Annotated in this window: 8 protein-coding genes and 1 tRNA gene; 5 read left to right on the top strand and 4 right to left on the bottom strand. The window is 41.9% G+C overall.

The genetic code is table 11. The annotated features are described in order from the left end of the window. Positions 1-316 precede the first annotated feature (316 nt). Complete coding sequence (locus H6G76_RS22555; RefSeq protein ID WP_313934819.1) at positions 317-2,590, top strand: peptidoglycan DD-metalloendopeptidase family protein; 2,274 nt, start codon at positions 317-319, stop codon at positions 2,588-2,590. 137 nt (positions 2,591-2,727) lie between these two features. After that, a tRNA-Met gene (locus H6G76_RS22550) sits at positions 2,728-2,801 on the top strand. 124 nt (positions 2,802-2,925) lie between these two features. On the opposite strand, the gene H6G76_RS22545 is transcribed toward H6G76_RS22550, so the two are convergent. After that, the gene (locus H6G76_RS22545; protein WP_190705819.1) at positions 2,926-5,019 is read right to left on the bottom strand and encodes an amylo-alpha-1,6-glucosidase; all 2,094 of its coding nucleotides are present in this window, start codon (positions 5,017-5,019) and stop codon (positions 2,926-2,928) included. A 143-nt stretch (positions 5,020-5,162) separates the two neighbouring features. Between H6G76_RS22545 and H6G76_RS22540 the strand changes: the two genes are divergently transcribed. Then, positions 5,163-5,774, top strand: a complete 612-nt coding sequence (locus tag H6G76_RS22540; RefSeq protein ID WP_190705818.1) for a peroxiredoxin — start codon at positions 5,163-5,165, stop codon at positions 5,772-5,774. Positions 5,775-6,040: 266 nt separating this feature from the next. Then, positions 6,041-6,595 carry a peroxiredoxin gene (locus H6G76_RS22535; protein ID WP_190705817.1) on the top strand — a complete coding sequence of 185 codons (555 nt, stop codon included), beginning with the start codon at positions 6,041-6,043 and terminating at the stop codon, positions 6,593-6,595. Positions 6,596-6,659: 64 nt separating this feature from the next. Here the strand turns inward: H6G76_RS22535 and H6G76_RS22530 are convergent, their stop codons facing one another. From H6G76_RS22530 to H6G76_RS22520, 3 genes are all read right to left on the bottom strand, one after another. After that, entirely contained in the window at positions 6,660-7,274 is a 615-nt protein-coding gene (locus tag H6G76_RS22530) for a CBS domain-containing protein (protein WP_190705816.1), read from the bottom strand. Between the two features lie 252 nt (positions 7,275-7,526). Further along, positions 7,527-8,051, bottom strand: coding sequence for a DUF3122 domain-containing protein (locus tag H6G76_RS22525; RefSeq protein WP_190705814.1), 525 nt, complete (start codon positions 8,049-8,051; stop codon positions 7,527-7,529). A 111-nt stretch (positions 8,052-8,162) separates the two neighbouring features. Then, positions 8,163-8,696 (bottom strand): universal stress protein, encoded by a 534-nt coding sequence (locus H6G76_RS22520; RefSeq protein ID WP_190705812.1) that lies wholly within the window; start codon positions 8,694-8,696, stop codon positions 8,163-8,165. 441 nt (positions 8,697-9,137) lie between these two features. Between H6G76_RS22520 and H6G76_RS22515 the strand changes: the two genes are divergently transcribed. Then, positions 9,138-14,024: a response regulator gene (locus H6G76_RS22515; RefSeq protein WP_190705810.1), complete on the top strand. Its 4,887-nt coding sequence runs from the start codon at positions 9,138-9,140 to the stop codon at positions 14,022-14,024. The last annotated feature ends 50 nt before the right edge of the window (positions 14,025-14,074 follow it).

The raw sequence follows: 14,074 nt of genomic DNA, 5'->3' as shown, positions 1-14,074 counted from the left end.
AAATTTCCTAGTCGTAGCTAGTAAAGCAAAACAGACGCAGACAAACAACAGTAAAAAGCAGAAGTTCTATGGTGTGAAGAGTGGAGCGGACAAGTAAGCACAGCAACTTTATGTTTTGCTAACAGGTGTGAACTTGTCTAAATCAGAGAAGCGAGTTAATCTTGCGTAAGTATCTCTGGTGAATGTGATCAAAATCCATCATTCGATGTGATCTAAATCATTGACTAGTATCCGACTGTAAAATCGAGGTCAGTTAAGCGCTAGTGATCATAGGAGGTCGTCTTTGAAACGAGCATTGAAAAAAAGAGTAAAGGCTGTGCTGAAAAATACCCCCAGCAGTGAAGGTGTCCCGGTCGAACAGTTAAATCTGGTAAATTCCAAAAATAATTGCCGGGTTCGCACACAAGCCGCCATGCTAGGTTTAGCTATATCAATGGGGGCAGGCGGCCTGCTAGTGACTCAACAAAGCGATCAAGCCCAAGCAGCGGCACCTGTAGGTAGCCAAAAGGCGACATCAACCTTTTCCGCCGCTCCTGACACTGAGGTGAAATTTGTTCCCACAAAACTGGAGACCAAACTAGTATCCTCAGCAACAATGCCAGAGAATCCTGTCATTGTTGAACCAACAGCAATTTCACAGTTGCCTGGGCTTGAAGCTAAATTACAAGTTGCATCTGGCGGGATGTCTGTACAAATTCAGACACCAGAAAATATTGCCAACAAAGCAATTGATCAGAATGCTGCCAATCAGCAACCGCAATTAGCGAAAAATCAAGAAGCAATACAGCAACTTCCAAATGCTATTGGGTTAACTGCTCTTGGGGTAAACAAACTACCCACGACAGTCAACGAAAATACAGTAGCCAGTGAAGAAGTTAATGCTCAACTGAAGGCGCAGCAAGAGTTCGCCCTGTATCACTTACAAGAAAAATCGAACCGTTTACGAGCAAGTCTGGCGGAGTTGCGGTCTGGGGAGTCCAAAAAGTCAGGGAAAACTATTGCATCGACGCAGCAGACAACTGTAGAAGAGAAATCGCCGCAGACTAGTGCCAACCAAGAGACAATCCCACAGCTGCCATCTCTTGCCAATGAAGACAAAACGAAGTTCTTTCCAGAGGCTCAAAAGATAATATCTGCGAGTGAGCAAGCACAACCCTTAGCAACAACATCCATACCCGCTACACCGCAAATTGTCACTCCATCTCATACTGATACAGCTTACGAAGTTAAGCCAGGAGATACTCTAGCTGCGATCGCTAGTAGACACAATACTACAGTTGCAGAACTGGCAAAACTCAACAATATTAGCAATCCCAACCAGTTGAAAATCAGTCAAAAACTGATTCTGCCATCTTCCAAGGTTAACCGCAATGTTGGCATTCCTATACCTGTTGTAGTTAATCCATCTGGTGTGCAGACTAATAATCTCAGGGTAGCGGCTGTACCTGTTAGCACTGCTAGCATTGACCCAAATGTTTCTTTAGCACCAGTTTCACCAGTTCTTGCTAATAACACTAATCCTGCTACCGTACCCATTACAGTAACCACTCCCAACCAGCAAAAGAAAAATTCTGTCACAAACTCTTCTAAAACTGATTCTTATGGCGTAGGTGGCGATACTCCAGTACCAAAAGTTTTTGCCGAACTCCAAACCGCGAACCAACCAGCCCAAAACGCAGCAAGGGGTAGAGAAACTGAGCGTTTGCGTAGTTTACAGGCGGAAATCCAGAAATTACAGCAGAAATATCGCGCCCAAGAATCTGGAAACGTAGTAGCGGCGACTCCTGATCAAGAAAGTAATAGAGCAGCTATAACCATTCCTGTAGTTTCTCCTAGTAACTTGTCAGCAACTAAGCCTGTTTCCGGAAATAAGGATTTTGCAGTCCGAATTCCTGTTCCTACACCAATCCTGCCAAGCTACAACGCTGAACCTGTTAAAGAGGAATTTCGTGCTGCTCGCGCGACAAGCGAACCAATTAATCCAGAGTTTCTGGCCAATCAATCAGCACGACCACTTTCTTCTTTCGAGAATACATCTCGTAATAGGGTAATGACACCACCCGTTGGTGTTAATGGCTCTGACTCTTTAGGTAGAATGCGGGGAACTAAGGTATCTCCACAGTTACCACCTTTAGCAGCAGTAGATAGCTACTTACCCAAACCTGTTGATGAAAATCTAGCTCCTCCTTCAAGCTCATCTGTTGCTTATATCTGGCCAGCAAAAGGTGTATTTACATCCGGTTATGGCCCACGCTGGGGCAGAATGCACAGAGGTATTGACGTAGCTAACGCTACTGGAACTCCAGTTTACGCATCGTCTGACGGTGTGATTGTCAAAGCTGGCTGGAATAAAGGTGGCTACGGCAATCTTGTAGATATTCGCCATGCTGATGGCAGCATGACTCGCTATGGTCATAACAGCAAGATTTTAGTACGTGTAGGTCAGGAAGTGCGTCAAGGAGAAACCATTGCTTTAATGGGTAGTACCGGTTTCAGCACTGGGCCACACACCCACTTTGAAATCCATCCAGATGGCAAGGGTGCAGTTAACCCCATCGCTTTCCTACCGCCAAAACAAAGCCGGGTCTAAGCCTTGGTTGTATTCCACTCAGTACAGAGGGAGGAACCTCCCTCTGTTATTTATATTTATGGGCAAAAATTAATTGAAAAATAGACTAGTCATCAACAAATGTGTATGCTATATTAAGAATTAATGCAAATGCATTCGGCTCAGTAGCTCAGTTGGTTAGAGCACGGGACTCATAAGCCTGGGGTCGTTGGTTCAAATCCGACCTGAGCCATTTAGAAAAATTATTCCTCAAAGTAAATCGTTTACTATTATCTTAAACTCATATAGCTGGAAAATAGAAGCTAATATTTTCTAATTAGCTTCTGAACTTTTCAATGCTAATCAGGAACTAATAATCAGAATTCATGAATGTGGCGAATTACTTCTGCTACTGACCAAGCTTGAGCGATCGCACCTTTTGGTGTGTATGGTGGGTCGCCATCAAAAATTTCTGAGATAGAGTAAAGGCAAGCATCAGAGAGAAAATGCTCTAGCAGTGGCTGCCAACTAAAAGGTAGTGGCTGTTTGGGGTAAAAACGTTGCCAAGCACGAGTAAAAGGCCCAATCAACCAACTCCAAACTGTACCTTGATGATAAGCGCGATCGCGCTCCTGCGGATTACCTGTGTATTTGCTAATATATTCTGGATCTACGGCATCAAGACTCCGAAGACCATAGGGGGTAAGCAAGCGATAGGTGGCTAAATCTAGTACCTGACGACCTTGCTGTTGGGAAAAACCACAATGGTGCAGAGAAAGGGCTAAAACAGCATTGGGGCGAATTTGGGAATTGCGGCGATCGTCCGGCTCAATTGTGTCGTAAAAATATCCCAAATGCGGATTCCAGAATTTTTGTAGTGAAAGTTTTACCTGCTTTGCTTGTTGAGCATAACGTTGTGCCTGCTTGTTGAGGCGTGACGTATCGCCCGTTTGCATCTGGCTTAAGCGTTCTGCCCACTGGCTCATCCAACATAAGGCTGAGTACCATAAGGCATTGATTTCTACTGGTTTACCATAACGCGGCGTTACAGGCTGCCCATTCACAACTGCATCCATCCAAGTTAGGGCTACACCACTAGCATACCAACCCACCAATCCATCAGTAGCATCGACTTGGATGTTATAACGTGTGCCACCAACAAAGGCTTTATGAATTTGCTGGACTACGGGAAATTGATCTGCCAAAAACTCCCAATCTTGTGTTGCTTCTAAGTAAAGTCCTAATGTTTCAATCCACCACAACGCTGCATCAATGCTGTTATAAAAAGGTTCATTATCAGCATCAGGAAAAGCGTTAGGAATTAAACCGTGGCGACAGTAACGCCCAAAAGTATCTAATAGACCTTTTGCCAGTTCAAAACGCTGTGTAACTAACGCTAGACCCGGTAAGGCAATTAAAGTATCTCGTCCCCAATCATTAAACCAGTGATAACCTGCTATTACGGTAGGGCCACTAATAGAAGCTCGATAAACAATAAATTGATCGCTGGCTTTAAGTAGGCGTTGCCATATTTGGGATTGGTTGTTGAGTAACAATGTGGTTTTTTCACAATTTTTAGTACCTAGTTGCCAGTCTCCATTTTCTCTGGGGCTGCATCCAAAAATCTGGCAGAGTCTTTCTTGTTCTGCTTCTACGGCTTCTGCAAAGACTTCAGTTGCTAGAATATTTTCTTGGGGATCGGGGAAGCCTACCCTTGCTTCTAAAGTTACGGCATCGCCTGGTTGCAGAGTGACGGTTAAATAACCAGGACTATAGAGGTCTTCTTTGTCGCCTAATCCCCGACGCATTTCTTCTGGTAAGCCGTAATTCCAGTACCAAACTGCGTCTGCTTTATATGTACCTTGTGTCCAACGCAAGTGCCAAGGTCTGCCAAAACCACCATCTGCGATCGCTTGTAGGCAAACTTGCTGATTTCCTAGCAATTGTGAAAACTGTAACCCTGGGACAGCTTTTTGCTGATGGTGAAAGTCGCGATCGGCAATTAGTAGTCGCAGCCTCAAAATAGCTGTATCTGCACCATCATAACGATAGTGAATCAAAATTCGATGGCATAAATGGGAATTGGCAGTATCTTCTCTACTCCCTACTCCCAATTCCCTACTCCCCTCCTCTAAACCATAAGGCATCAGCAGTTGCCTGCTTAACTGCCAGTTATCTTTGCTCCAAATCCATTTCGGAACTGGGTTAATATCGAATGAGCGCAGTAATCTGTAGCCAGTAGGCTCAATCTGACCACTACCCCAGATATTTGTCCCTAAGGCTACAACACCACCGGCTACTTCTAAGCTGGCTTCTATGTGTGATAACAGTAGGGTGCGACCAGAGGGTGGATTTGTCGCGGCAAACAACCAACCGTGGTAAGTCCGTGTTCGCACATCAGAAACGGTACCACTGGCAAAACTGCCTAAGCCATTGGTGAGTAACCATTCTCTTGTATCTAAATTGGTCATTTGCTACTCAGAATCGTTATGACTATGATATAGTCGTAACAGATCGTAATTAAACTGTGAATCAGCGTGGATGGGTGAGTTTTATCTGACCCGAATTCTAACGCTACTAATAACGGATATAAGTCGAAGGAGAATTTAAGTTAATGTCCCTCACTTACGGAACAGAAGGAAGCCTCCGCGTTGGTCAACAAGCTCCCGATTTTACAGCAACTGCTGTAGTAGATCAGGAATTTAAGACAGTTAAACTTTCCGACTATCGCGGCAAGTATGTTGTCTTATTTTTCTACCCCCTAGACTTTACCTTTGTTTGTCCTACTGAAATCACAGCATTTAGCGATCGCTACGAAGAATTCAAGAAAATTAACACTGAAGTTCTCGGTGTTTCCGTGGATAGTGAGTTCTCCCACCTTGCTTGGATTCAAACTGATCGCAAATCTGGTGGCGTAGGCGACCTCAATTATCCCTTAGTTTCCGATATTAAGAAAGAGATTAGCGCAGCTTACAACGTCCTTGACCCAGCAGCAGGTGTTGCTTTGCGCGGTCTGTTTCTGATTGACAAAGATGGTATCATCCAACACGCTACCATTAACAACCTAGCTTTTGGTCGTAGCGTTGATGAAACACTGCGGACATTACAGGCTATTCAGTATGTCCAATCGCATCCTGACGAAGTTTGCCCAGCTGGTTGGCAACCTGGTGATAAGACTATGACTCCTGATCCTGTGAAGTCTAAAGTTTACTTCGCTTCTGTCTAGAATTTGCTAATTTTTAACTCTAATTATATTTATTAGAGTTAAAAGCTAAATTCATCCTCACCACAGATGAACACCAGATAAACACAGATATAAAATCAGTGTTAATTTCAGTGTTTATCTGTGGTTTTGTTTTGTGTTGTTATTGATAGCAAACCATGTAGGATATCCAAATAAATCTCTTGCCTATTGCCTCAACCCTATTGCCTGCCTCCACGACTAGTTTATAAATTAAGTAGGATTGCTATATATATTTCAAAAATAAAAGTATGTTAACTTCAAAAAATTTTAGCGGCTTATTTAACGAGCGATTTTTCCGTAATTTCTTACCAATACCAGCTACAAGTTACTATCGCCTGGAGATAGGAACACCAGATTTTCAACTACCGGATATTACCAACGGGACTTTAGTTAAACTGTCAGATTATAGGGGCAAACAACCTGTATTGCTTGCCTTTACTAGAATTTTTACAGAAAAGCAATATTGCCCCTTTTGTTTTCCTCATATTAAAGCTTTGAATGAAAACTACGAGCAATTTTCAAATCGCGGTATAGAAGTTTTGATGATTACTAGTACTGACGAAAAGCAGAGTCAAGTAGTTGTGCAAGATTTAGGTTTAAAGATGCCATTATTAAGTGACCCAAGTTGCCAAGTATTTCGGAGATATAAAGTTGGGCAAGCATTAGGCGCACCTTTACCAGCACAGTTTGTGTTAGATAAAGATGGCAAATTACTTTATAGACATTTGTTTTCTTTTTTAGATCACAATGCTAGTGTCGAGACATTGTTAGAACAATTTAATGCTGCCAAACTTGATGAATAACATTCTCATCGGCAGTTATTATTAATAATCTTTTATCAATCTCTGTGTACTCTGTCCAGCACATCTAAAGCTCGTACATCCGGGCTTTTAATGCTTCTGGATACTCTTCGCAATACTCTTCAAACGCTGTTTTATCAATTTTCTCTGCCATTTGGTGTCCTACTTCTGATTGCATTTCGTCAACTGCATCCCAAGCAGCAGCACATTCTTCTGAGCGGACACCCTTCTCTGTGCAAACAGCACGAGCTTTTTTAATTTCATCTTGTAGTTGTTGTTCTAGGTTAAGCGATCGCGGTTGTTCTGTAAAATCGCTTAAAGCCAAAATATCTGTCAGAGAAATGATCCCAATTAATTCACCTTGAATAACAGGCGCTCTGTGCAAGTGATATTGGGCAAACAAACGTGCGACATATTCCAAACCCAAGTCGGGATTAATGACGATACAAGGTTTAGTCATCACCTCGTATACACGCGTTTTATGAGGGTCTTTACCATAAGCAATTACTTTATAGACAATATCACTCTCGCTGATAATGCCATAAGCATCTTGTTCATGACGACGGTCTACAATTAGGGCGCGCCAATCTCTAGCCCGCATTAAGCTTACTGCTTCTGCTACTGTTGCAGAACTGCGAATAGTGGCGACATCTTTTGTCATAATGTCTGCTGCTTTTAACATAATTAATCTCCAGATAATGGTTACTGGGTTGGGATGGCAAGTGTTACCAAGAAAGGGGGAAAGGGGAAGGGTAAGGGGAAAAGGGAAAAGGAATGGATTTTTTAACATATGTATCTTTTTCCTTTCCCTTTCCCCAAATGGGTTTAATTCAAAATTGCGATGACAGCCAAAACACTCACCTAACCTTACTGTTGCTAGCCGCAAACGAGCATAATAATTTGTAATTCGTAAATTCAGAAATTAAAATCTTCTCTATTCCCGACTCGTCATCACTTCATGCCATTCACTCACTACAGACTGGGGGACTGAGATGTTGATAAAGTGTTGTCCAGGTAAAGGTATACCTAGTTGTAGGGCTTCGTTGGGCAATTGGGGCAAGATATCTTTGAAGTTGTACTGGCCAATAGTCGGTGCTGGTGCTTCATCTAAGAAAACGTCAGCAGCAGTGAGAACCTTGCCGGAAGCGGTGGTAATTTTTAGTGGTTGGGGATGAATCAATTCGGCAGAGTTGGGAAAGCCCACAAGTCGCAGATTTAAACTTGTAGCTTGACCAGGATAAACTTGCTTAAAGAGGACAGCTTGCCAGACGTGTCCTGCTTGATCATCTAATTTTGTCTGTGAGCGATAAAGTATTTCACCTGGGACGGCTTCTAACTTGGTGACAGTAGCAGAAGCCGTTGGCGATGTGAAGCTTCCTAAACCCAGGAATATAAATGTTGTGAAAATACCTAGCAATAGCAGCGACCAAAATATTTGGCGGATCAGTGGAAACTTCATCTTTACCTCCTAATCTGGCTTCAGAGTCAACGGCTGAAGATTCTATTGCTATTTTTCTTGGCGATAATTATGAAGTTGCCGCTTCAAGTATATAGCGATCGCCAGCTATGACTAAGAGACATTCGCCTTGCTATTAGCTGTAGCTTCCTCAGCGTTTTTTTGGCTTTGAGGATGATGCACTATATAAACTGAACAAGCCGCGTGGTGCAGAACATAGTTACTCACACTTCCCAAGAAGAATTCTGCTAAACCAGAACGACCCCGGTGTCCCATAATAATTAAGTCGGCTTCCCATTGAGCAGCCCATTTACAAATAGTTTGGCCAGGATTGCCCAAAATTTGCGTAAATTCTGCCGTTACTCCTTCTGTGTTTGCTTGAGCGCAGAAAGACTGCAACATCCGAAGGCCTTCAGCTTGAAAGCGATCCCACTGTTTTTGATATAAATCTAAGCTTTGACCACTTAAACCTGGGTAGTAGTCCACATTAGATAACATAGGAATATAAGGACTACCTTCTTCTTCAGGAGATAATACATGGAGCAAAAATAATTGAGCTGACATAGCCTTTGCTAAAGCCAATGCTTGCTCAAAAACTTGTTGTCCCATTTCCGAGCGATCCAATGCGACTAAAATCTTTTTCAGCATATAGACCTCTGGTTTTAATTGCTAATAATGTATGAGTAATTTAAGTTTTGGTCTGAAGCGGCAAAAGCCACAAAAATTAATAATTTTGCCTTTATTGGCAATCCCCTCTAAATATCAATATTCTCTTTAGTTGGGATAAATGCCTTTACACCTGCAAATTACATCTATATTTATAGAGTAACAAGTTGAGAAACTTGTGAGGATGGAAGTCAAGATAATTTAAATATTCACTAAAAAAAGATACTTTTATTGCCTGTAGTTAATTTTTTCAGGAAATTGCATTGAAAAATATTTCTAGAGATTGATAAATATCAAAAAATATAAAGTTTAGTTAAGTTTATATAAACTCAGCAATGTTTAAATACAAAATTAAAATATTTTGAAATTTTAACTTCTTTTTTTAGCTCATTCTCTAACATTATTAAAATCTAGTATTTAAATATGAAAATTTTAGTTGTCGAAGATGATGAGTTAAATGCTTATGCACTTACAGCCATTCTCTCAAACCAAAACTATGCAGTTGAAGTCGCAAATGATGGTGAAGTTGCTTGGGATTTAATTCAAACTTACGATTACGATTTAATTCTGTTAGATGTAATGTTGCCGAAGCTAGATGGTATTAGTCTTTGTCGGCAAATCCGCTCAAATAACTTGCAAATGCCAATCTTGTTATTGACAGGTTGTGATAGCAGTCATGAAAAGGCGATCGGATTAGATGCAGGTGCAGATGATTATGTAGTTAAACCATTTGAAGCCGAAGAATTAGTAGCGCGTGTTAGAGCTTTATTACGTCGCGGTGGGTCAACATCCCAACCAGTTTTGGAATGGGGAGATTTACGTTTAGACCCCAGCAGTTGTCAAGTAACTTATAAGCAAGAGTTATTATCATTAACTCCCAAAGAATATGCACTTTTAGAGTTATTTCTGCGTAATAGCCGCCGAGTTTTTAGCTGCGGCATGATTTTAGAACATCTTTGGTCATACGAAGACACCCCCGGAGAAGAAGCTGTTCGTACTCATATTAAGGGCTTAAGGCAAAGATTAAAAGCTGTAGGTGCGCCCAGTGATTTGATTGATACAGTATATGGGATTGGCTATCGTCTGAAACACCAAGGAGAAGAAAAAATCCCTGTAACCGTAGCAAATAGTTACACTTCACCACAACAAACAGCGATCGCCGGGAATGGACATCAGCCAAAAAATGGAAAATCTGTTAATTCCAAATCTAAAAACCACAAATCTAAACCAGAAACGTCATCTGAACAGCAAACACTAACAGCCATAGCAGAAGTTTGGCAACGGTTTCAAGGAAGAGTTGGCGAGCAGGTGAAGGTGCTGGAACAAGTAGCTTTCAGCCAAGCATCTCCAAACGTCCAATTGCTGACACAAGCAAGTCAAGAAGCTCATAACTTAGCAGGGTCACTAGGTACTTTTGGTTTCCCGGCTGGCTCAAAATTAGCACGCCAAATTGAACAACTACTAAAGACAGGTCAGTCGTTAACACCAGAAGACGCTGCTAACTTGCAAACTTGGGTGAAGTTATTACGCCAAGAAATTCAAGGTCAAGGTGAGAATACCGCAGATACCGGAGCAAATCACAATGGAATCCCTGTGGTTTTGGTGGTTGATCGGGACTATACAGTAGGCGAACAACTAGCCCAATTAGCTCCTAACTGGAATTTTCGGGTCAATATTGCCACTAATCAGGATACGGCTAGAAATCTGCTGTATCTACAGCATCCTAGTGCAGTACTGCTTGACCCTAGTGTTTTTGACAATCAAGACGATTGTTTAAGTTTGTTAGCCGAACTAGCTCAATCTAAACCGCCTGTGCCAGTGTTAGTTTTTACCGAGCAGGCAGATTTTAGTAATCGCTTAGAATTGGCTCGACAAGGTGAACATCACTTTTTGCAGAAGCCAATGGCTACAGCCCAGGTAGGAGGAGCGATCGCTAAATTAATTCAACAAGCACCCCCAGCCGAAGCCAAAATTTTAGCAGTGGATGACGATCCCAAAATCTTGGCTTTGTTACAAATTTTACTTACTCCTTGGGGATTAAACGTAATTTCTCTAGATGATCCGCGCCGCTTTTGGGAAACTTTAGAAACTATAAAACCAGATTTATTGATTCTGGATGTAGAAATGCCCCACACTAACGGCATTGAGCTTTGCCAAGTAGTGAGAAACGACCAGAATTGGAGTGAGTTACCTATCCTATTTCTGACAGTTCACAATGATGCTGAGATTGTGAATCAAGTTTATAGCGCGGGTGCAGATGATTTTGTCAGCAAACCGATAGTTGGGCCAGAACTAGTAACTCGAATTATTAATCGCTTAGAGCGGATGAAACTACTCAAGCGAATGACTCAAAGCCAACCAAAACAAGATACTCAAACAGTAGAAACCGAAATTCGCCGGATTAATCGGACACTGCAAACTTTCAGCCACTGTAATCAAGCAATCATCCGTACTCAAAATGAACAAGATTTACTAGATAAAATTTGTCAAATTATTGTTGAGGTTGGTGGCTATCGGCTGGCGTGGGTAGGTTTTGCAGAAAATGATCCTGAAAAAAGTATTCATCCTGTCGCGCAAGCTGGTTATGACAATGGCTATTTACAAACTCTCCAGCTTACTTGGTCAGATACAGTGTATGGTCAAGGGCCAACAGGTAAAGCCATTCGGACTGGCGAAATATCCATAATTCAAAACATTTTGACTGATTCCAAATACGAAGTTTGGCGTTGTCAAGCCCAAGAACGGGGTTTTGCGTCTAGCATCGCCTTACCGTTAAAAGCTAACGGTCAAGCTTTTGGGGCTTTGAATATTTATGCTGCTGAAGCAAATGCTTTTGATACGGATGAGGTGAAACTATTGACAGAATTATCTGAAGATTTAGCCTATGGTATTGTCGCATTACGCAATCAACGCGAGCGCGCTTCAGCCCAAGCCGCATTACAACAAAGTCAAGCCAGCTACACCCAACTAGTAGAAATCTGTCCCGAAGCAATATTTATTCAAAGCGAAGGGAAATTTGCTTTTGTCAATAGTGCGGCTATTCAACTTTTTGGTGCCACCCAAGCCGAAGACTTATTAGGTAGACCAGTAATCGAGTTAGTACATCCCCATTCTCAAGCCATAGTTCAAGAACGCGTTCAATATCTGAAAGAAGTTAGACAGGCAGTTCCCTTAATTGAAGAAGAGTTTGTGCGGCTAAATGGAGAAGTCATCCATGTTGAGGTAGTAGCTGCACCTTGTGAATACCAACAAAAACCTGCGGCTGTGGTTGTTGCGCGTAACATTTCTCATCGCAAACACACCGAAATAGCCTTACAAAAAACTAATAATGAACTAGAATTGCGTGTCGCTGAACGCACCACAGAGTTAATCGAAGTTAACCACCAATTACAGTCAGAATTAGATGAACGCCAACGGGTAGAAGAAGAACTGCGTGTTTCGCAAGTAAAGTTCGCCCGAATTTTAGATATAGCTGATGATGCCATTATTTCGATAGACAGTAACCAACAGATTACTTTATTTAATCAAGGAGCAGAGAAAATCTTTGGTTATTCTGCCCCAGAAGTGATGGGGCAAAAGCTGGACATACTTTTACCAATACGATTTGTCCACGCTCATCGTCACCATGTATCTGACTTTGGCAAATCTACAAGTTTGGCGCGTCGCATGGGTGAACGGCGAGAATTATTTGGTCAGCGCAAAGATGGAAGCGAATTTCCGGCTGAGGCTTCGATTTCTAAATTGAGTATAGGAGCGGAAGTTTACTATACAGTTATTTTGCGGGATGTTACTGAGCGCAAACAAGTTGAGCGGATGAAAGATGAGTTTGTCTCGGTTGTGAGTCATGAACTCCGCACACCTTTAACTTCGATTCATGGTTCTTTGGGAATGCTGACTAGTGGCTTGTTACTACCAGACTCAGACCAAGGAAAACGGTTGCTACAAATTGCTACTGATAGCACTGAACGCTTAGTACGGTTAATTAATGACATTTTAGATATTGAGCGGATTGAATCTGGCAAGGTGAAGATGGAACGGGAAACTTGCAACCTAGCCGATTTGATTCAGTCAGCTGTGAATGTTATGCAACCCTTAGCCCAAAAAGCGCAAGTCAAAATTTCAGTTTCTAGCTTATCTGTAGTGCTATGGGCTGATACTGACCGAATTGTCCAAATCTTAACCAACCTGTTGAGTAATGCGATTAAGTTTTCGCCACCAGGAGAGACAGTCTGCTTAGAAACTAAACAACAAGAAGATGAAGTAGTGCTGATTGTTAAAGATAAAGGGCGTGGCATCCCAGCCGACAAACTTGATAGTATCTTTGAGCGTTTTCAACAAGTTGATTCTTCTGATTCACGCAACCACGATGGTACAGGTTTGGGTTTGGCTATTTGCAAAAGTATCATTCAACAGCATGGCGGTCGAATTTGGGTGGAAAGTGTCTTAGGTGAAGGTAGTACATTTTACTTTACATTACCTATCATCAAGGCTACACAACCAGAAATAGAACAAGATCTACCTCCACAGTCACTAGTCCCCACTCCCCACTCCCCGCTAGTTCTAGTTTGTGACGATGACCCAGTAATTTGTGCTGAATTGCAAACACTACTACAAGAAGGTGGATATCGTGTTGTAACAGTTGCTACTGGTGAAGAAGCGATCGCGATCGCATCGGAGCAAAAACCAGATGTGATTTTACTTGATTTGCTTATGCCAGGGATGAACGGCTGGGAAACAATGGCAATTTTAAAAGAATGTGAGGATACCAAGCACATTCCGATTGTGATTTGTAGTGTTTATAAATCCACCACCAATAGCAACGCAATTACAGATTTTGCTGATTGGGTGAGTAAACCAGTCCAAGAAAGTTTTTTATTGCAGTCACTCAAGCAAGTTGTCGCCAAACCTTCCAAACGCGGCCGCATTTTAATTGTTGAGGATGACCATGATTTAGCAGACTTGCTAAATACTTTGTTTGAGCGTCATGACATCGAAACTTGTTTAGCAAAGACTGGACGAGAAGCTATCCACCTCAGCCAACAAGTTAATCCTGATTTATTAATTCTTGACTTAATTCTGCCTGAAAGTGATGGTTTTGTTGTAGTTGATTGGTTAAAGCAACACAATCAACTCCGTCATATGCCAGTAGTTGTTTACTCAGCCAAAGATTTAGATGAATCTGAACGTAAACGCCTAAAATTAGGGCATACAGAATTTTTAACTAAAGGGCGTGTAACAACTCAAGAATTTGAACAACGAGTGATGGAACTACTTCAGCGAATAACTCACAACCAAGAACAGAAGGAATAGGCAATAGGCAATAGGCAATAGGCAATAGGCAACAGAAAGTAGAGACAGGG

This window comes from Nostoc sp. FACHB-152, assembly GCF_014697475.1.
Classification (GTDB): domain Bacteria; phylum Cyanobacteriota; class Cyanobacteriia; order Cyanobacteriales; family Nostocaceae; genus Nostoc_B.
Note: the sequence above shows the minus strand (reverse complement) of the source record. Positions and strands in the feature narration are given on the sequence as shown.